22 protein-coding genes are annotated in these 19,752 nt (G+C 36.0%); 10 read left to right on the top strand and 12 right to left on the bottom strand.

Annotated features, from left to right (window positions below; translation table 11 throughout):
- Positions 1-48: 48 nt before the first annotated feature.
- The 3 genes from trpB (at position 49) to J2Y03_RS07695 (ending at position 3,769) form a co-directional block, all read left to right on the top strand.
- Positions 49-1,215 (top strand): tryptophan synthase subunit beta, encoded by a 1,167-nt coding sequence (trpB, locus tag J2Y03_RS07705; protein WP_310192540.1) that lies wholly within the window; start codon positions 49-51, stop codon positions 1,213-1,215.
- A gap of 147 nt (positions 1,216-1,362) precedes the next feature.
- Entirely contained in the window at positions 1,363-3,045 is a 1,683-nt protein-coding gene (locus J2Y03_RS07700; RefSeq protein WP_310192537.1) for an ABC1 kinase family protein, read from the top strand.
- 106 nt (positions 3,046-3,151) lie between these two features.
- A complete protein-coding gene (locus J2Y03_RS07695; RefSeq protein WP_310192535.1) occupies positions 3,152-3,769 on the top strand; it encodes a YitT family protein in 618 nt (205 codons plus the stop codon).
- A 54-nt stretch (positions 3,770-3,823) separates the two neighbouring features.
- Here the strand turns inward: J2Y03_RS07695 and J2Y03_RS07690 are convergent, their stop codons facing one another.
- Positions 3,824-4,627 carry an alpha/beta fold hydrolase gene (locus tag J2Y03_RS07690; protein ID WP_310192534.1) on the bottom strand — a complete coding sequence of 268 codons (804 nt, stop codon included), beginning with the start codon at positions 4,625-4,627 and terminating at the stop codon, positions 3,824-3,826.
- A 213-nt stretch (positions 4,628-4,840) separates the two neighbouring features.
- On the opposite strand from J2Y03_RS07690, the gene J2Y03_RS07685 reads away from it, so the two are divergent.
- From J2Y03_RS07685 to J2Y03_RS07670, 4 genes are read left to right on the top strand one after another with little or no spacing between them, the layout of a single operon-like run.
- Positions 4,841-5,281, top strand: a complete 441-nt coding sequence (locus tag J2Y03_RS07685; RefSeq protein ID WP_310192533.1) for a hypothetical protein — start codon at positions 4,841-4,843, stop codon at positions 5,279-5,281.
- Positions 5,282-5,302: 21 nt separating this feature from the next.
- A complete protein-coding gene (locus J2Y03_RS07680) occupies positions 5,303-5,890 on the top strand; it encodes a hypothetical protein (RefSeq protein WP_310192531.1) in 588 nt (195 codons plus the stop codon).
- Positions 5,891-5,909: 19 nt separating this feature from the next.
- Positions 5,910-6,476 carry a polyhydroxyalkanoate biosynthesis repressor PhaR gene (locus J2Y03_RS07675; RefSeq protein ID WP_310192529.1) on the top strand — a complete coding sequence of 189 codons (567 nt, stop codon included), beginning with the start codon at positions 5,910-5,912 and terminating at the stop codon, positions 6,474-6,476.
- A gap of 21 nt (positions 6,477-6,497) precedes the next feature.
- Positions 6,498-7,565 carry an alpha/beta fold hydrolase gene (locus J2Y03_RS07670; RefSeq protein ID WP_310192528.1) on the top strand — a complete coding sequence of 356 codons (1,068 nt, stop codon included), beginning with the start codon at positions 6,498-6,500 and terminating at the stop codon, positions 7,563-7,565.
- 58 nt (positions 7,566-7,623) lie between these two features.
- Here the strand turns inward: J2Y03_RS07670 and J2Y03_RS07665 are convergent, their stop codons facing one another.
- The 5 genes from J2Y03_RS07665 to J2Y03_RS07645 all read right to left on the bottom strand — a co-directional run bounded on the left by J2Y03_RS07665 (position 7,624) and on the right by J2Y03_RS07645 (position 12,125).
- Positions 7,624-8,394: an alpha/beta fold hydrolase gene (locus J2Y03_RS07665; protein WP_310192526.1), complete on the bottom strand. Its 771-nt coding sequence runs from the start codon at positions 8,392-8,394 to the stop codon at positions 7,624-7,626.
- Positions 8,395-8,576: 182 nt separating this feature from the next.
- Positions 8,577-9,125: a PepSY domain-containing protein gene (locus J2Y03_RS07660; RefSeq protein WP_310192525.1), complete on the bottom strand. Its 549-nt coding sequence runs from the start codon at positions 9,123-9,125 to the stop codon at positions 8,577-8,579.
- Between the two features lie 118 nt (positions 9,126-9,243).
- On the bottom strand, positions 9,244-9,996 hold the full coding sequence (locus tag J2Y03_RS07655) for a PepSY domain-containing protein (protein WP_310192522.1): 753 nt from the start codon (positions 9,994-9,996) through the stop codon (positions 9,244-9,246).
- 72 nt (positions 9,997-10,068) lie between these two features.
- Positions 10,069-11,424 carry a sensor histidine kinase gene (locus J2Y03_RS07650; protein ID WP_310192520.1) on the bottom strand — a complete coding sequence of 452 codons (1,356 nt, stop codon included), beginning with the start codon at positions 11,422-11,424 and terminating at the stop codon, positions 10,069-10,071.
- Positions 11,421-12,125 carry a response regulator transcription factor gene (locus J2Y03_RS07645; protein WP_463675876.1) on the bottom strand — a complete coding sequence of 235 codons (705 nt, stop codon included), beginning with the start codon at positions 12,123-12,125 and terminating at the stop codon, positions 11,421-11,423. Before J2Y03_RS07645 ends, J2Y03_RS07650 begins: the two co-directional genes overlap by 4 nt.
- 169 nt (positions 12,126-12,294) lie before the next feature.
- On the opposite strand from J2Y03_RS07645, the gene J2Y03_RS07640 reads away from it, so the two are divergent.
- Both J2Y03_RS07640 and J2Y03_RS07635 read left to right on the top strand, forming a co-directional pair.
- Positions 12,295-13,209, top strand: a complete 915-nt coding sequence (locus tag J2Y03_RS07640; RefSeq protein ID WP_310192518.1) for an ABC transporter ATP-binding protein — start codon at positions 12,295-12,297, stop codon at positions 13,207-13,209.
- Positions 13,202-14,044 (top strand): ABC transporter permease subunit, encoded by an 843-nt coding sequence (locus J2Y03_RS07635; protein WP_132085649.1) that lies wholly within the window; start codon positions 13,202-13,204, stop codon positions 14,042-14,044. The genes J2Y03_RS07640 and J2Y03_RS07635 overlap by 8 nt, the downstream gene beginning before the upstream one ends.
- A gap of 86 nt (positions 14,045-14,130) precedes the next feature.
- On the opposite strand, the gene J2Y03_RS07630 is transcribed toward J2Y03_RS07635, so the two are convergent.
- The 5 genes from J2Y03_RS07630 to J2Y03_RS07610 are packed head-to-tail and all read right to left on the bottom strand — an operon-like array spanning position 14,131 to position 18,615.
- The gene (locus tag J2Y03_RS07630) at positions 14,131-14,817 is read right to left on the bottom strand and encodes a response regulator transcription factor (RefSeq protein WP_310192514.1); all 687 of its coding nucleotides are present in this window, start codon (positions 14,815-14,817) and stop codon (positions 14,131-14,133) included.
- On the bottom strand, positions 14,795-16,288 hold the full coding sequence (locus J2Y03_RS07625; protein ID WP_310192512.1) for a sensor histidine kinase: 1,494 nt from the start codon (positions 16,286-16,288) through the stop codon (positions 14,795-14,797). Before J2Y03_RS07625 ends, J2Y03_RS07630 begins: the two co-directional genes overlap by 23 nt.
- A gap of 13 nt (positions 16,289-16,301) precedes the next feature.
- Entirely contained in the window at positions 16,302-17,039 is a 738-nt protein-coding gene (locus J2Y03_RS07620) for an ABC transporter permease (protein ID WP_310192509.1), read from the bottom strand.
- Entirely contained in the window at positions 17,036-17,740 is a 705-nt protein-coding gene (locus tag J2Y03_RS07615; RefSeq protein ID WP_310192506.1) for an ABC transporter ATP-binding protein, read from the bottom strand. The genes J2Y03_RS07620 and J2Y03_RS07615 overlap by 4 nt, the downstream gene beginning before the upstream one ends.
- A gap of 26 nt (positions 17,741-17,766) precedes the next feature.
- Complete coding sequence (locus J2Y03_RS07610; RefSeq protein ID WP_310192503.1) at positions 17,767-18,615, bottom strand: hypothetical protein; 849 nt, start codon at positions 18,613-18,615, stop codon at positions 17,767-17,769.
- Between the two features lie 194 nt (positions 18,616-18,809).
- On the opposite strand from J2Y03_RS07610, the gene J2Y03_RS07605 reads away from it, so the two are divergent.
- The gene (locus J2Y03_RS07605; protein WP_310192501.1) at positions 18,810-19,004 is read left to right on the top strand and encodes an IDEAL domain-containing protein; all 195 of its coding nucleotides are present in this window, start codon (positions 18,810-18,812) and stop codon (positions 19,002-19,004) included.
- 144 nt (positions 19,005-19,148) lie between these two features.
- On the opposite strand, the gene J2Y03_RS07600 is transcribed toward J2Y03_RS07605, so the two are convergent.
- Positions 19,149-19,730 carry a hypothetical protein gene (locus tag J2Y03_RS07600; protein ID WP_310192499.1) on the bottom strand — a complete coding sequence of 194 codons (582 nt, stop codon included), beginning with the start codon at positions 19,728-19,730 and terminating at the stop codon, positions 19,149-19,151.
- Positions 19,731-19,752: the final 22 nt, after the last annotated feature.

Here is a 19,752-nt window from a genome sequence, read left to right as displayed (position 1 = left end):
CAACTCTAGGCATGATTAAAATTATAGTAGCAGGGAGACGAGCTGAGTATGGAAAAAGTTAGTGTAGAAAATAGAGGCTATTTTGGTGAGTTTGGCGGTAGTTTTGTTCCAGAGGAGCTTCAGCTTGTACTGAACGAGATGGAAACACAATTTCTAAAGTATAAAGATGATCCGGATTTTATCGAGGAATTCAACTATTACCTTAAGGAATATGTTGGGCGAGAAAACCCGCTGACTTTTGCAGAAAATTTAACGAAACAAATGGGCGGCGCAAAAATCTATCTAAAACGGGAAGATTTAAATCATACCGGTGCCCACAAAATAAATAATGCAATTGGTCAAATATTATTGGCGAAACGAATGGGTGCGAAACGTATTATCGCTGAAACGGGAGCAGGTCAGCATGGTGTTGCAACTGCTGCTGCATGTGCAATGTTTGGAATGGAATGTATTATTTATATGGGAAAACTCGACACTGAGCGGCAGGCATTAAATGTCTTTAGAATGGAACTATTAGGGGCGAAGGTGATCCCAGTAGAGAAAGGGCAAGGGCGTTTAAAGGATGCAGTTGATGAAGCACTAGCTGACCTAGTTCAAAACTATCAATCTACTTTCTATTTATTAGGTTCAGCGGTTGGTCCACATCCATACCCAACGATGGTTAAACATTTTCAAGCTATTATTAGTGAAGAGTCAAAGCGCCAAATCATTGAAAAAGAAGGAAGACTGCCAACTGCGGTCATTGCCTGTGCTGGCGGCGGAAGTAATGCCATAGGTGCTTTTGCCCACTATATAGATGAAAAATATGTACGTTTAATTGGCGTGGAGCCGGAAGAAGCACCGACCTTAACAAAAGGAACTCCAGCCATCATCCACGGCTTTAAATGTTTAACGCTTTTAGATGAAAATGGTAATCCGCAGCCCACCTATTCGATTGCTGCCGGATTGGATTATCCAGGTGTTGGACCAGAGCATAGCCACTTGAAAACAAGTGGAAGAGCAGAATACGTTACGGTCACAGGACAGGAAGCATTAGAAGCATTTCTACTGCTAAGTAAAACGGAGGGGATTATCCCAGCCTTAGAAAGTTCACACGCCGTTGCTTATGCTATTAAATTAGCTAAGGAATTAACAAAAGAGGATGTCCTAGTCGTTAACCTATCAGGTCGTGGTGATAAAGATGTAGAGCAGGTATATAAAATGTTGAAAAAGTAATATGGGTGACGAGACGTATCGGTTAACGGTGCGTCTTTTTGTTTTTTAATCGAACAATAGTAGAATGAGCTTGTAAATCCCTGGTAAAAGTGAGAATCTTGATTCGAGGAACTATTTAATTAATATAGTTCAACAGGAGTGACATAGATGATTAAGAAAAAAATTCGCCATATTCAACGATATCGAGACATTGTCTATGCCTTTACCAAGTATGGATTTGGTTTTGTAATGAAAGAATTAGGGCTCCTAGATTTGTTATCGGTACCGAAAAGAGTATTTGTTGAAGGGAATATATCTCTGAATAGCAGAACAACAGGTGAACGAATTAGGTTGTTTCTCGAGGATCTTGGTCCAACCTTTGTGAAAATAGGCCAAATTGCCAGCACTAGACCGGATATTATTCCTGATGATATCCTTCAAGAGCTTGTAAAGCTCCAGGACCAAGTTTCTATTTTTTCATTTGATGAGGTTAAAAGAATTCTAGAGCAGGAATTGGCTGATTCTCTCGAAAATTCATTTGCAGAATTTTGTGAAACACCATTAGCTGCAGCTTCCATTGGACAAGTGCATTCTGCAGTTTTGCTTACAGGAGAACGTGTTGCAGTAAAGATTCAACGTCCCAATATTATAAGTGTAATTGAAACAGATTTAGAAATTCTACAGGATTTGGCTAGACTTGCAGAAAGTAGAATTGATTGGGTGGAAAGGTACCAAATCCGGACGATAGTTGAAGAATTATCAAGGTCACTTCGAGAAGAATTAGATTATGAAAATGAAGGCAGAAACGCTGAAAAGATTGATAAGCAATTTAGAAATGATTCTAAAGTCCATATCCCAAAGGTGTATTGGGAATATACGACCAAAAAGGTATTGACGATGGAATTTATAGATGGAGTTAAATTAAATGAAATAGATATGCTTGACCAAGTAGGCTATGATACGAAGGTTTTAGGTGAAAAAGTAGTAAATGCATTATTTCACCAAATATTAATAGATGGATTTTTCCATGGGGATCCACATCCAGGGAATATAGTCGCACTTCCAGGTCAGGTTATTGCCTTTATGGATTTTGGTATGGTGGGTCGTATCACTTCAGAAATGAGGTCTCACATTGCTTCTTTTGTTATTGCTTTAATGCGTAAAAATACAGCAGAAGTAGTGAGGACAATTATTAGTATGGGTTTGGTTCCCGATGATGTAGAGTTGAAACAGTTACATGCAGATGTAGATAAGCTCCGGGAAAAATACATCGATGTCCCTTTTAGTCAAATGAGTGTAGGAACCGCTGTTAACGAACTCTTTTCCGTAGCTTATCGTCATAAAATCCAGATTCCAACAGACTTAACGATATTAGGAAAAACGCTACTCACTTTGGAGGGGACCGTTGAAAAACTTAACCACGAAATTAGTATTTTAGCAGTGGCTGAACCATTTGGGCGGCAACTTCTCATGGAGCGTTTTAAGCCGAAAAATGTGGCGGAGTTTGCTTGGTCTAACTTTACGGAATATGGGGATATCCTTCAAGAATTCCCCAAAACCATCAAAGAGTTTACATCTGTTATGAAAAAGGGCAAGATGCAGATTGAAATAACAACCCCAGAAATGGATCCTGTCCTTAAAAAACTTAATCGTATAAGCAACAGGCTCTCCTTCAGCATTGTATTACTGGCTTTTAGCATTATATTGGTAGGAATTATCATAGGTGCTTCGTTATCAGGACAAACATCGATACTCTTTTCGAAAATACCTTTAATAGAAATAGGATCCGGAATAGCTGCTACTATGTTCCTCTTACTATTATATTCGATATTTAAATCCGGAAGGTTTTGAATAATATTTAGTAGAATGCCTGCCAATTGGCCGGGCATTATTTTTATAAAGAAGAATATAATGAACCATACAAAGGAGAGATAATTTGAGCTAAAAGGGGCGGAATATGTATAAGAAGAGAGTTAATTATTATCTAAGTTATTACAGATCTGCCTTTATATATTTCTATAAAAGATTATTTTACATCTTCTGCGGTGCTTTACTTGTATCCATTTCTTTACAGTTATTTTTGATAAAGAATCATGTAATTGATGGTGGAATCGTTGGTGTAAGCATTATTCTCTCTCATATCTCCAGTATTGAGATTGGTTTGTCTCTCCTCCTGTTAAATACTCCTTTTTTCTTTATAGGATATTCTTATCTTGGAAAAAGATTTCTAATTCTAAGTCTTTTTGCTATTTCCGTTCTTTCATTGGGTACTCATGTTCTAGAACCATATCCCTCTATAACAAATAACCCATTTCTAGTAATCGTCTTAGGAGGGGTGATTTTAGGACTAGGTGTAGGGATTGTTATTCGATTTGGAGGCTCTTTAGATGGTACAGAGGTTTTGGCTATTTTATTTAATAAACGCTCCACGTTTTCAATTGGACAAATTGTTATGTTTATTAATTTTTTTATTTTTAGCAGCTCTATTTTCATATTTGGTTTAAAAGAGGCAGTGTTTTCTTTAGCAACCTTTTTTATTGCCTATAAAACTATTGATTTTTCATTAAAATTATAAAGTAATAGAAATATAATAAAAATGCCCATTCAATTGAATTGGGCATTTTTTTCCTTATTGATTATTTAGAAACTCAAGCACACTATTATTTACTAAATCATTGGCTTCTGTAAAATAAATGTGACCGGCACCATTTATGGTCAGGAATTCGGAATTTGGTATTTTTTCAGCCAGTGTTTCTCCATTTTCATAGGGTACTAATTTATCCGCATCACCATGTATGACCAAAACAGGTACCTTTATTTGTTCAATTTCATTGTAGGTGTCATGCGCAGCACAGGCTTGAAGCTGAAGCATATAGGCATATGGAAAGACCGGTTCCTCAATTCGTCTTTGTACATCATCGGCCACTAGGTCTCTATGATTTTCGAGGAAAGATTGACTATAAAGAATTGGGGCAGTTGCCCATGCCAATTCCTCAGGTGTGGCAGTAGAAGAACCTCTAGATAGCATTAACATGGAGACCTCAGCACCAGGTTGTACATGTTTTTCTCCTCCAGATGTTGTACAGCCTAGGATAAGCGACCTCACTCTCTCTGGATATTGAATAGCTAGCCTTTGGGCAATCATTCCACCCATTGAAATGCCGTAGACATGAGCTGATTCTACACCTGCTGCATCCAAAACAGCTCTAGCATCTTCTGCCATTAGTTCAATTGAATAGGGGGAGTTAGGCTTTCCGCTCTGACCTACTCCACGATTATCAAACAAGATTACTTTATATTGTTCACTTAAGGCTGGTAGTGTTTTAAACCATGATTTAGATGTAAGTGACAGCCCCATAATTAAAAGTAACGGTTCACCATCACCATGAATTTCATAATATAAATCAATCCCATTAGCCTTCGTAATTGGCATTCTAAACAACTCCTTTTTTACTATATATTCTCATTTTTATTAAAAAATCCTTTAACATATGACAAACTCTTATATGAAAATTTTTATTTATTTTGATTAAGTGGAAAAATCTAAAAATATCCTAGTAAATTGATGATATAAATTGATATAATATTATACGAGGAAAAAAGCAATAACAGACATCATACTAAGCGGTTAGATTCGAGGGAGTTTATGGAATCACGGCATCAAGATCCAGCTACTTTTTACAAAAATCTAGAAAAAGAGTGGAATCAGAGAATTCATACATATACCAATAGTCTAACTTTTACACATGCGCTTGGAAAGTGTTTGGAGAACCACTTAGACCATGTTGTGGTCCAACAAAAGATTATCAACAACTTGTTAACGGAATTGGATATTCCAAAGAAAGATGATTATGCTGAAATTGCAGAAAGAAAAGTAGTTTGTGAGGAAAAGATTGATAATCTGGAAGATACAATTTTTAATCTTAACAGGTTGTTGAAAAAGGGCAATACCGAGTTAAAAACACTCGATCATTCACTAAAAGAGATGCTTGGTTTACTTGAAAATGAAGTGGAAAATGTAAAGGCTACCAAATTAAAAACGTTGAAGATGGAGTTAGAGGGATTAAAGATGTTATTTAATGATTAAAAAAGTGGAGGGAAAAACAACATGGCTAAAAGAAATGAAGTAGAAATGGATAATCAGCTTTCAAGTTTTGAATTAATGTGGAGAACTGCCTTTGAAGAGGTGGATGAATGGGCAGGGCGTTTAAACCATCACGACGAATTATTTTTAAATGCAACAAAACAATATGTTGAGAGTATTAAAAGAAACCAAGAAAATAGCAAAGCCATTACGGAGCAATTTAAGAAAGAGCTTGCTGATTGGGAAAGATATGCTCGTGAGGAATTACTCATGACCACGACTACCTTTCAACATTTTTACCCAGTCAAATCGTATGAAGAAATAAACCAAGTTGTTGATGACATTCAGAATAAAGCAACATCTCTTTTAACAACCCCTATTCGTGCTTTAACGAATGGTCAAGCAATTGACAAGTACTTAGACATGGTCGAACAATATATTTCATTTAGAAAGAGGAGCAGAGAGAAATATATTGAAGGTGTGAAGAGTACAACCAATGTTTTATATGAAAATCAAAAACAATTTGTAGACCTCTTTGCAAATCAAGTAAAGTCAGCAATTTTTCCATTTCAGCAATATATGAAGAATGTAACGGATTCAACAAAATCTTAAAATTATGAGGTGGGCTTAAATGTCAACAAAAAGACCGAATGATCGATATGATTCTTTTAAAAAGTATAGTGAATTGTGGGAAAAACAGATAAATGATTTTATTTATCTATGGTCAAATAACAATGAATTTGTAAAAATGTCAAATGATGGGTCTGAAGCGCATTCTCGGACCCTTGAAATATTTAGGAAAAACCAGGAAGCACTTGCTAGTGTACTCAATATTCCCACTAAAAATGACTTGGCGAATCTGGCTTCGTTAACGATTCAAACGGAAGAAAAAATAGAATCGCTTGAGGAACAAATTTGGAATTTACAGGATTCAGTGAAATCACAAAGTAAAGAAATTGAAAGTGTTGTTGAGGTAGCCAAGGAAATTATTAAACTGACTAAACAACTAAAAACTGAATTAATGAAAACGAAAAAAGAACAGGCTGATTCTAAAGACGTACAAAGGGAACTGCAAGAGATGAAGCTCGAATTAACGAAATTAAATAATTTTAAAGATGAATTTGAGATACTAAAAAATCTAATTGAAAAAGGTAAACAGGTAGAACCAGCCTTAGCTGGGGTGGATTCAGCAAAATAGAGCTGAAGGGAGCTCGAAAAAGTGTCAGTTGAATTATCGTTTAAGGATCTAGTTTCAGAATTTGATTATGAGAAAGAAATGAATCGTTGGAAGCATGTTTATCAACTATTAAATGAACCTGAACCGAAAATCGGGCATACTCCAAGGACTGAGGTTTGGAGAAAGAATAAATCAGTTTTATGGCATTACCCTGCCAAACAAACAAAATATCGAATTCCTTTATTTTTCGTGTATTCCTTATTTAATAAACCCTATATTCTAGACATTGCCCCAAAGGCGAGTGTGATTGAGGGTCTTACAAATCGTGGTTATGATGTGTATTTATTAGATTGGGGTACACCAGGACATGAAGATAAGAAAATTGGACTGGATACATACATCCAAAAGTATTTAAAAACAGCCGTTAAGAGGGCACTCCGTCATTCTGATGCTGAGGAAATAACATTGGTGGGTTATTGTTTAGGCGGCACGATTGCTTCTGTTTACGCTTCCATTGCGGAAGAACCGATTAAAAACCTGATTGTTGCCACTGTTCCAATCGATTTTAGTTCCTTCGCAGGACCGGAAAAATGGGCAGAGGGTCTCAAAAATGGAGATTTTAATGTCAACCGCTTGGTTGATGTTTATGGTAATATCCCGGCTTCTTATGTAGAAGCTATGTTCCGCGCAGTTTCAGCGCCAATTTATTTTAGCCACTATACCACGCTTTTAAATCGAGCGCATGATCAGCGCTATGTGGATAAATGGCGTCGAATGAATAAATGGAGTACTGATCAGGTCTCTTTTGCAGGTGAAGCATTCAGACAATTATCGAATGATTTCTTTAAAGAGAACAAGCTTGTAAAGGGTGAATTAATTGTTGGGGATAAAAATGCAAACTTGAAAAATATTAAAGCAAATATGCTTGTTGTTTCCTCATCAAATGATAATTTAGTTTTAGAGTCTCAAAGCTTGCCAATCATGGATTTAGTTTCTAGTGAGGATAAAACTTATAAGCTGGTTGATGCAGGTCATGTATCCTTGGCATTGACCGGGTTGTTGGCTGTAGTTGTGGATGAATGGGCTTCAACTCGTTCAAATCCACTCTAAATTGGGAGTACATGATTATTTAATGATAATGTGAGAAAGGGAAGGAGTGGTCCTTCCCTTAACTTGCCTTTTTATGTTTGTGTAGAAAGTTTTGCAGTACCTCGTTAAAGGCATCTTTAGCCTCAAGCTTGGCAACATGTCCTGTATTTCTGAAAATGACAAATTCAGAATGTCTAATCTGTTTATGCATTAAAAATTGTAACCAAACAGGTATGACAGTATCGTACTGACCGCCAATGATTAAAGTAGGGACCTTTATCTTTGAAAGCAGGCATATGTTATTAACCTCAAGACAAGCTTTCATTGATGGCAGATAATATTCACGGTTCGGCTGATAAAATTTATAGAAATTCTCAAAGTTTTCCTCCGTCCATGAGTAAAGGCAAATACGTGCAGCTAAATTTTTTTGCTCTTCAATGGGCCGCGACTCTGCTCTTAGCTTTCGAAATTTTAAGAATAGCTGTCCGAAATGTTTTGGTGCATAATGAAATGTACTTACGAGCATGAGGGACCGACACATTTCCGGTGCCTGACGATAGATTTCTTGCGCAACCATCCCTCCCATTGATAATCCACAAATGTGAGCGTTTTCAATTCCGAGTCCTCTCAATAACGTAATAACATCTTGTGCAAAGTTTGAAATAGATATTTCTCCATCTGTAATATATTCTCCATGTCCCCGTAAGTCTGGAATAATCAGGTCATACTGCGCTGCAAACTTAAACTGGGTGGACCATCCCTCCTTTATTGCACCAAGGCCATGAATAAAAACAAGAGGCTCACCAGCACCCAAACGTAAATAGGGTATCCCCGAAAAAAACTCACCCAAATAAACTACCTCCTATGGTTTCATATTAAACTTATTTTCCATATTTAGGATAGTGTTAAAGGTTTATTGTTGTGATTAACATATTATATATATTTTTTTGTTTATTATTACCAATAGGTGTAAATCACATATATATGGACATGAAAAAGGACAATCGACTTACCGATTGTCCCAGCTTAAACCTATCCATCAATCCCGCTTTCATCACTACCTCTGCCCTTATCATCATCGTCATCATCATCATATCGATCATCTCTGCTGTCATCATCAAACTTCACTCTTGTGATTTTTCCGTTTTCAGCATCGACTCGAACATCAACCTCGCCCCGATCCGACTGAATCTCAAATTTATATTCGAGTCTGCCATGTTCCATTTCTTTTTCAACCTCGGTAATCTTGCCGTTGACTTCATTTGTTGCTATTTTTGATGCTTCTTCAACTGAAAGTGCTGAAGTGTTTGTTGGTTGGGAAGGTGAAGTCTTACTACTGTCATCATCATCATCATCAGATTCTACCTTGTAAAAGGTTTGGCCATGCTCCGTTTCAAGCTCCACTTCCTGACCTTCTTTGATTTCAGGGATGTTTTGTGTTTCAAGATTTATGACTGACGTCTTGTCATCTGCATGGATGGAATCCTCTGGACGTGTATCGTTCTTTGAAGCACCTACAGCAATTGCACCACCCAAAACTAGTAAACCTGACAATGCACCGATTAATATTTTCTTATTCATTTTTGTTTCCTCCTTTTTTGTATTACCTTTCTACAATTACAGTATATCCAGCTAAAATGAGAGAAAAAGGATAGAAACATTAGAAATTGATGAGAAATGCTTGGTTACTATTAACTTACTAGTCGTCATCTTTGTCTTTTCTGTCACTTTCATGATCATCCCAGGTGACAGATACCACTTCACCGGTTATGGCATGGATTTGTACAGTAGCTTCACGGTCATCATTGGTTTCAATTTTAACAAAGTAATAGGTTTGGTCGTTCACTGTTTCCAGCCAAATGTCATCTACCTCACCCTCAACTTGTGTACGCGCGATTTGAACAGTCTCCGGCTCTGCCAATCGCTTCGGCGGCTGATTGATTACTGTAGATGTGGAGGAGAGGATAGTACCTGAAACGGCATCGACGATTATCGTAGTCTGTTTTTCAATCTCATTCACGATAGCCTTATATGTTGTTTCCTGGTTATTAACAACTTTTTCTAAGGATACTAGCGAGCCATTTACTGCTGACAGGACAATTTTTTTTATTTCTTCCTCTGTTAACTCAACTTTAAGAGGAGGAGTGGGTGTTGGTGGTGGTGTGCTTGTTCTAGAACTAGTTTCGGCAAATGATAAAACCTTTCCACTTTCTGCGTCTAACTTAATGGCATAAAGTCGATCCATTTTTTCTAGTTCTATATGATATTGCTGACTGTCAAATTTTATTAAAGAAACCTTACCTTGATAACGTTCTTGGACAAGCTTCTGAGCTTCCTTTTCAGTTAAAATGTCAGCAGAGGGGGTAAGTTTTCCAAACTGCTGCCAGCTGACAAATACAATAATTATGAATAAAGAACAAATGGAGACCCAAAACCAAGATATTTTTTTCATTTTAATCACCACCTTATTACATCTATTTTCTTACATGAAAATTAGAAAAGGGTGAGAAATTGCTAAGATTTTTCACTTTTTCTTGTAAAAAAGTGTGGCTGTTGTTCCTACACCTAATTTACTTTCCAAATGTAGCCTAACGCCAATGGCATCGGCAATTTCTTTGGCAATCGACAATCCAAGACCAGAACCACCTTGTTTTCTGCTCCTAGCTTTATCTACCCTGTAGAAGCGATCAAACACCTTTGAGAGTTCATCTTCTTGAATGCCAATTCCACGATCTATTATTTTGATAAATACCTCATCCTGCTCTGTTCCTGCTGCTACCGAGATTATTTCATCACTGTATTTCCTTGCATTATCTAAAAATATAAAAAGCAGCTGCTTTAGTTTTTTTTCGTCGGTTTTAATAATTAGTGGGGTTTCATTCTCCGCTATTAATTTGATATCCCGATTATATGCATTCTTGAATGCATTCACGGTTTGGTTAATTAATTCGTGAAGATTTACCTGGTCTAGCTCGATATTCCATTGTTCCTGATTTCTGGCTAACATTAACAGCTGTTCGGTCATTTCCTTCATGCGAATGGCTTCGGAGTGAATGGCCTCAATCGACTCAGAGAATAGTTGTGGTTCTTTTAAGCCTCTTCTTTTTAACAAGCTTGCATAGCTTTCAATAATAGTTAATGGAGTTTTAAGCTCATGTGAGGCATTTGAAGCAAATTGCTGCTGTTTTTCAAAGTTTACTTCTAATAACTCAATCATATGGTTAAAGGTTTGACCCATTTGGAACAGTTCATCTTTGGACTTTCCTTCAAGCTTTATGGTTTTAAAACGACCGCTTTGTCTTATTTCTGTCATAGTTTTAATCATGGATGTGACTGGCTTGGTAATGAGATTACTGAGAAAACGGCTAGAAATTAAAACAGGAATCAGTGCCAGGAGTGTCACCATGAATAGGACTAGACGAAGGATGGATAAATTATCAGTTGCTGTTTCCATACTTTTGATTATCTGTAGGTTTGCAATTCTTCCGTCTTGCAATATAATCGGCATTGATTCAAAGGTATATGGATTGCTCTGATATTCAATCGTTTTGCTTACTTCATTACTATAAAAAACACTTTTGCGTTTGCTTAAATTTGATTCTCCAGGGCTAGTCACTGCTGAAAAACTTTTGTTATCTTCTGTTACGATTTGAATCATTCCATTTATTGGAAGATAAGATCTCAGCAGGGTATCCTTTGGAATCGATCCTAAGGATTTTCCAACATTTTCGGATACTTTTTTCATTTCCATATTTGCTGTACTGAGTTCACTATCAAGAATTAACTTGTTGAATGAATAATAAACCGTAATATTGATAAGGAGCAGCAACAGTGCAAACAAAAATGCAGTATAAAGATTGATTTTATTTCTTAGTTTCATTTGGCATCCTTCATAACATAACCCACGCCTCGAACGGTATGAATTAACACGGGTAAATGTGGCAGGTCTATTTTTTTCCTAACATAGCGAATATAAACATCGACTACATTCGTATCACCGAAAAAGTCATAACCCCATACGGCCTCTAAGATTTGGTCTCTGCTCAGCACTTGTCGTTTATTCACAATTAGATAAACGAGTAAATCAAATTCTCGGGGGGTCAATTCAATGGGTTTACCAGCTCGGATTACTTCCCTTGATTTTTGATCAATGGTTAAATCAGTAAAACGCAACAAATCATCGTTTTCATTCTCGGGTTGTTCAACTTGCTTTATTCGTAAGGCTGCTCGAATTCTTGCCAACAATTCTTCAATTTGAAAAGGCTTTGTAATATAATCGTTTGCTCCAAGGTCTAGACCAGACACTTTGTCTTCAACAGAGCTTTTTGCTGTTAATAGAATAACAGGTGTCAGCAAATCATTTTTTCGAATCCGCCTGAGTAGTTCAATCCCACTTAGTCCTGGCAGCATGACATCCAATAAAATTAAATCCCAGCTTCCGGTACGATATGCTTCTAGTGCTTCAAGACCATCTATTACTTTTGTAACTGAATATCCCTCGTATTCAAGCTCCAGTTCTAATACTCTTGCAATCTTTTCTTCATCCTCAACGACTAGAATCGTCCCTTTTTTTATAGACATTTGGATTCTCCTCTAAATTTATTTCTACATTCAATTCGTCATTATCATGACAAAAACCTTTCGAACATATGGTCAATTATAAGTCTATCAAAAAAATAGTAACCTTTTTTTGAACGAAAATACAGGATTAAACGTTATAAAGAAGGATGAAGGTTTGGGGGGAGAAATTTTGACAAATATAATTGAAGTTGATAACGTAAGCAAACAGTTTAATAATCGCGAAATATTAAAAGATGTATCTTTTATCATTAAAGAAGGCAGTATCAATGGACTGCTAGGTCCAAATGGGGCAGGGAAAACAACGGTTATTCGTTTGTTGAATGGAGTAATTGATGCAACAACCGGTCAGATGAAGGTGATGAATTTTGATCCAAAGCAACAAGGAGATGAAATTAGAAAAAGAGCAGGGATTGTTACGGAAAGTGCAAGCCTCTACCATGATATGAGTGCATGGGACAATCTGGCTTTCTTTTCTAAACTATATGGAAAATATTATTCAAATAGAATCAATTACCTGCTACAGCAATTCGATATGCTGCCATATAAGGATCAAGTCGTAGGGAGCTTTTCAACGGGAATGAAAAAAAGGATTTCACTGGCAAAGGCTTTATTGCATAATCCAAGACTTTTATTTCTAGATGAACCGACCAATGGCTTAGATCCAGAGGGAATCAATGAAGTAATTCACTATCTATATAAAGTAAATCAAGAAGAAGGGGTAACAATCCTAATTTGTTCGCATGTGCTGCATCAGCTTGAATCTATTTGTGATTCTTATTTGTTCCTTAATGAAGGTAGGATAGTAGAAAAAGGAGCTAAGCAGGAATTAGAAGATAAATATCTAAAGGAAATTAGTTTATTAGTAGAAACGGGACTCAATCCAGTTAATAGCCAAAGCTACAAGGGGTATCCGTACAATAGAAAAGGGTCCAATCAATTAGAATTTCTCTTGGCCTCAAAGGATGCGATTACTCCTTTATTAACTAATATTCTAAGTGAAACTTGGGTTCATAGTTGTGAAATAACCAATAGAAGTCTTGAGGCTCTTTACTTTAATATAAGGGGAGAAAGAGGCGATGAATAAAAACACAATCTTAACCATTGCGCGGAAAGATATGAAAGCAACCTTTTCATCCAAAAAGGTTTGGGTTCCAATGATTATTGTTGCTTTAATCATATGTATTGTTGTGCCAACTTGTATTGCCTATTTCGGAATTCATTTTGATATAGTAGGAACTTCTTCAAAAGATATCGAAAAACCTATAAACGCTTTTATTAAAGGCTTCCCAAGTGTGGATATGAGAAATACACTTGCAGCTTTGCCATCACTTAGCTATAAATTTGTGTATTTTTTCTTAACCTTTATGATGATTCCCTTTTTTTTGATGGTAGCGATTATTAATTCAATGGTTACATCATCAAATAGTTTTGTGGGTGAAAAGGAGAGAAATACGTTAGAAACATTGTTGTTTGCACCCATTTCCATTACCGACTTGTTTCTTGGTAAAGTGCTTGCATCTCTGATTCCAACCTTAGGTATCTCTTTTGCGGCTTTTATTGTTAGTTTTATTATTGTAAATGTCATCACGTATCCGTATTTTGAAGTTATCCTATATTTTAACTCTACTTGGATGATTTTGATGTTTTGGGTTATCCCATTATTGGTCATGTTTAATATCATCTTAAATGTTTTGATCTCAGCAAAGGTAAAAACGTTTCAAGAAGCCCAGCAATTTGGGGGACTGCTTGTGTTACCAATCGTTGGAATCATTATTTCACAAGCAAGTGGGCTCTTCTTCTTAAGCCCATTCATTCTATTCTTAATTGGAGCAGGTCTGCTAATCGCCAACCTATTCCTAATAAAACTAGTCACAAAATTCAACAACCGTAACACATTATTCCAAAGCCAAATTCATTAACACCAAAAGACAGTGTCCACCTGAGGTGGACACTGTCTTTTGGTGGTGCCTGTCACCAAGGTGACACCTTTTAGGTGTTCACCGAATTAATGAAAACGGTAGCCCGAACCCCATACGGTTTCGATGTATTCTGGGTTTGATGGGTCTTGTTCGATTTTTTCTCTTATTTTACGGATATGGACGGTGACGGTTGAGACGTCTCCGGTGCTGTCGTAGCCCCATATTCTCTCGAATAGATGGTCTTTACTGAAGACTTGTTCTGGGTTCAAGGCTAGAAATGTAAGTACATCAAACTCTTTTGTGGTTAAGGTAATTTCTTGATTGTTTACAAAAACTCGTCTTGATGACCTATCGATGAATAACCCACGGATATATATTCCTTGGTTTTCAGTATTTTGTTTCATTGATAATCTCTCATAACGGGAAATATGTGCTTTCACTCGAGCTACCATTTCATTTGGGCTAAAAGGCTTTACTAAATAATCATCTGCACCTAGTCCAAGACCTCTTATCTTATCGATTTCTTCTTTCTTAGCTGTCACCATAATGATTGGGACGTCTTTCTGACTTCGTATTTTTTTGCAAATTTCAAAGCCGTCAATGTTTGGCAGCATAACGTCAAGCAAAATTAAATCATAATTCTGTATAAGTGCCTTCTGAAGGCCACTATCACCTGTATGGGACATTTCTGTTTGGAAGCCGTTGATTTCTAAATAATCCTGTTCTAACTCTGCAATACTCTTTTCATCTTCAATAATCAAAATCTTTTTCATGATGTGGCCTCCTCAAGACAAAGGTATGGTTCGGCAAAATAATGGTAATTTTTGTACCAATCATTAATGTGCTTTCTAATTTTATTTCTCCATTATGCTCTTCAATAATCATTTTTGCTATTGAAAGTCCTAAACCACTGCCGCCCGTTAAATTATTTCTTGATTGCTCGGCCCGATAAAATTGATTAAAGATGAAGGGAATGGCCTCATCGGGAATACCTGGTCCATTATCAGTAATGGATATCACTACATTTTCATCAGTTGAATGTAGCGATATTTTTAATTCCTTTTTATCTTTATCCATGTACTTCAAGCTATTGTTAATAATATTTGCTAGGACTCGTTTAATCTTTTCCCTATCGGCTAGAACATGGTAAATTCCATTTGGTGTATATTGGAAATTTAAATCAACATTCTGTTTTCTTAGGTCAAAGCTTAATTCCTCGAAATAGTCGGTTAAATAATCCTTAATATCGAGTCTTTCAAAATCAAATGGGACTTTGCCTAAATCTAGCTTAGAGAATAAGAACAATTCATCAATCAAATGATCCATGTCCACTGCTTTTGTATAGATGGTTTGAATATAGCGTGCTCTCTTTTCAGGTGTGTCTGCGACCCCATCACGAATTCCTTCAATATAGCCCTTAATTGATGTAATAGGCGTTTTTAAATCATGAGAAATATGTGCAATTAATTCTTTCCGGTTATCCTCATATTGCTTCTGAATCTTATGTGACTCCTTTAATTGAATTCGCATTTCTTCGAATGATTGTGTTAATTGCCCAATCTCGTCATTCCTAATTGCAATCATCGAATGCTCGAGATCTCCGTTCTTTATAAAATGAGCTGCTTTTTTTAATTGATTAATGGGTTTGATAATACTCTTGGAAACAAAATAAGCTAATAGTCCATTTGTTGCAATTAAAATCAATAAACATAAACCAAATAGAATCGGAAAGAAGGTTCTTACAAACCTATTCCAGGGGCTTGCGTCTCTCATTAAAAATAGTGAAACCCGAGCGCCATCCTGCAGGAAAAAGTCGTGCTGCTTAATGGCAAACGTTTGCTCACCAACTTTTTCTAAGCTGCGGAAGCTTCTTTCTGTACCAAATTCCGGCAGCTCTTTTGTATCCACATTTCTAAGTTCAGCAGTTGAAAAGAATATCTCATCATTTTTTCGAATCATTAATCCTGAATCGATTTTGCTTAAGTCATTGTTTAGGGATTGTAGGTATTCCTGACTCATCAATCCATCAGGATTTACCACAGACTTTTCTTTAAGTTCAAGAAACATGATTGTATCTTGTTGTTTTGTTTTATGGTAATTGTGACTCTCCGGTAAAAAATTTGTCATTTCTCTAATATCACCGAGAAAAACAATCATCAATAGAAAAGAGGTAATGATAAACAAGATGATTGGAACCGTGATCATCGCAATATTTGAAAGGATCAGACGAAGTTTAATAGACATCGGATTATCACCCTTAGGCTTCTTTTCTATTAAACATATAATAGCCTAATGAAAAAAACAATGCGAAAGAAGAGCACAAATAGGTGGCAGTTTGAATCAACCAACGAAATGACACATTCCCAAGCCACTGCATATACCAATCCAAATAAGAAGATGGCAGCAAATACAAGGTTGTAGGAAGGACATAAGGAATAAACATCATAATTAAATATAGGACAATCATACTAGAAATCGCAAGAACACTAGTTTTGACAATAAGTGCTAACATAACAGCAAATGCTGTGATAACAAGGAGTGGAAACCAGGATACAATAAATACTCCAAGACTTGAAGGAATAGAAGCGAAATCAAAGGCTTTATCAAAGACAGCACTGCTAATGTTCACAGATAACCATTCCAATAATAGAACAAGTAAGGTAATAGTACCGATAGCGGCAAATTTGGATAGGAAAAGCTCCATTCGACTAATTGGTCTGACTTGAATTAAAGTCCCACGTTCTCCTTCTCCTGTAAATAAGTCTGTCGCTGCGATAAAAATAAATAATGGTAGTAAAATGGTTATAAATAAATCTAACAATGTAAAGTTAATAGTTTCTGTCGGTAATGCCATCCAATCTGCAATAAATAGATTATTCAAAAGTAGCTTAGTTAGCACGGGGATGAGCACTGCAGCAAATAAAACCAGTTTGGTTATCTTCTTCGTCAACAGCTTTTGTATTTCATTGAAACTATTTGCTTTGATTGTGTTCATGTCACCAAGCCCTCCACCTTTTTGACGTAGACATCCTCCAATGAATCGCTGCCTGCTTCATAAAATGAGACCTGACCATTGAAAAGAAAACAAAAACGATTACATAATTTTTCTAATTCTGAAATATGGTGACTGGAAATCACAAAAGTTACACCGGTATTGCTTGCTATCTCCTGAATGGTTTTCCTTAACAATAGCAAACCATCAATATCTAAACCGTTTGTGGGTTCATCTAAGATGATCAAACGCGGCTTAGATATGAGAGCTGAGGCAATACCATAACGCTGTTTCATTCCTATTGAAAAAGAGGACATTTTCTCATTTTTATAAGGTGTTAAACCAGTTTGACTTAATATTTCATCGATATCAGAAAGGGAAACAGCAGAATACAAGCGGGAAATCATTTTTAGATTTTTATAGGGTGACATGTTTTCATAAGCAACAGCAGGTCCAATTAACGCTCCTACAGGACGAATCGCTTCTTTATAATTACCTAGAAGGTCAACCCCAAATAACTCTACCTTACCTCTATCTGGAGAAGTTAAACCGGTCATACATTTTAATAATGTTGTTTTACCGGCACCATTAGGGCCTAGTATCCCGACAATTTCTCCCTCATTAATGGTTAAATTAATATTCTGTATTCCTCTGCCATTTGAGTATTGTTTTGTCATTCCGGCAATAACCACTGCTTTTTCCAAAATTGTCACCCTCTACCTATAACTTCTTATTTTTTGCCATGATTAAATTCGATTACCTTTTCTACTGATATCTCAACAGGAGCTACTGTCGTTTGGTTGTAATTAGAAACATTTAAATCAATATTTAAGACTAATTCATGGCTAGTACCTTGTTGGTCTTTCCCCGTTACAACTACTTTGACAGTTTGTTGTTCAATATAATTTTCCTTGTTTACCTGTGCAGTAAGTTTGATTTGCTTAAGTGTTATATCATGAGCCAATTCAGGTGCTTTTGCCTTAATGTGAAAGTCTGAGCTTTCAGTTTCGTTATTATCCTGAATCATGACAGCATGTTTAATCATTAAAGTACTTAATGCATTTGCTGTTAGAGGAATTTCCTTTCCTGTTAAATCAAGATCAATTAAATGGCTGCCATCTTGTTTTTCTGACACTGTAATTTGCTGCTGAAGATTTTTTGTCATTACATCAATCAGGTTCTCTAAATCATCCTTTAATTCAGCTGTATTACTGTGATGTGGACTTTTAGAGGTATCCATTTTATAAACAGTATCAAGCCCGTCCTTCATTACAAACCAATTCCCATCCTGCTTATACATGTTCATATTGCTAACCTCAGATTCATTAGCTAAACGAGTGGAGATGGAGTTTACCTGATTGACAGAATCTGATTTAAAAATAGACTCAGCTGATAATATTGACTTTTTGTTGTCTTCCACTTTAATCTTAAGATTTAACGTCGCGCTCTCAGCCGTATAAGTTTTCTTTAAAGCGTCCTTGTAAAGGTCATACCCAGATGTATTAGCTGAAATCGAATAAACACTTCCTAACATAAGCGTCCCACTAATACCAATTGCTGCTAAAAGCTTCTTATTCATATTCTTTTTCCTCCATTCATTATTTTGTTACAAGCCAAGTCTACTAAGAAGTTATAAAAGCAATCTAAATAAACTATTAAATTTTTCTTAAATTAACATGCGTAAGAAAAACTTTTTTAATAATAATAAATAAAATATTTGAATTTTTAGAAAACTAACAGTATAATAAGAAAAAGGTCAAGGAGATGATTTCCATGGAAAAGAGATTATTAAATTCACCACAACCGACAGATGAAAACAATGATTCTGTAATTGCTGAAATGTTTCTAAACAACGTTATGATTGAATTTAGAAGAGAAGTGCTCCGTAAGGAAATCGACCTCTCCTTACAAGAAAGAAATAAGGTGGCTTTCCTCCAGTTATCAGAGGAACTAAAGAAAATCTCATAGAAATGTTACTTATCAGACTTTTTTCTCATATTGGAAGCCCTTTTCTCATTTGAAGGGCTTCTTTTGTTTTTTACTTTCATGGTATGATGGGAAACAACAGCTGCGCAGAAAAAAACTGTGCCATTTTTCTAATGGCACAGATACCTATTTCTGTTTTTCTTCCTTCTTATTGTTCATTAAATAAAAGGTAATAGGCTGGTCTGATCCAGTCATGAGATTATAGACATAAGAAGAGGTAATTTTATAACCTTCATCAATTTTTTCAGCAAGGAAGTTCGTTCGCTCAAAAAGGATTGATCGAATATGATTGATTTGACGAAATATTTTCTCTGTCAAAGCCTCTTGTTGGTCCAACCGAGTTAATACCCCTTTTTGGAACTCTTCTTGTTTACTCAATTTTTCAGATAATTGTTTTTGTAATTCCTCTTGTGTTTTTAGCAGGTCAATGATCAAATCTTCATATTCTTTATGTCTTTGATTATTCGTCCGTAGATCATTCAATTGGCTTGTGAATTTATCCCATTGGCTTGCTTGTACTACCTCTTGGGTTAGAAACTGGTGCTTCATATCATTGATAGCTTTAATCAGTGAAACATTTGCTCGTTGCTGTTCGTCTATTATTTCTGTAAGAATATCCCTTCTCGCCAACTTTTGGTTTGGCTCAAGTATTTTCTTATTATTTTTAAAAACGGTAGGATGTTTGTCTTTGTTAATATATAATCCCATTTATTACACCCCTTATCATCAA

The sequence above is a fragment of the Neobacillus niacini genome (assembly GCF_031457145.1).
Lineage (GTDB): Bacteria > Bacillota > Bacilli > Bacillales > Cytobacillaceae > Neobacillus > Neobacillus niacini_J.
The sequence above is the reverse complement of the archived record's forward strand: the minus strand, read 5'-3'. Positions and strand labels throughout refer to the sequence as shown.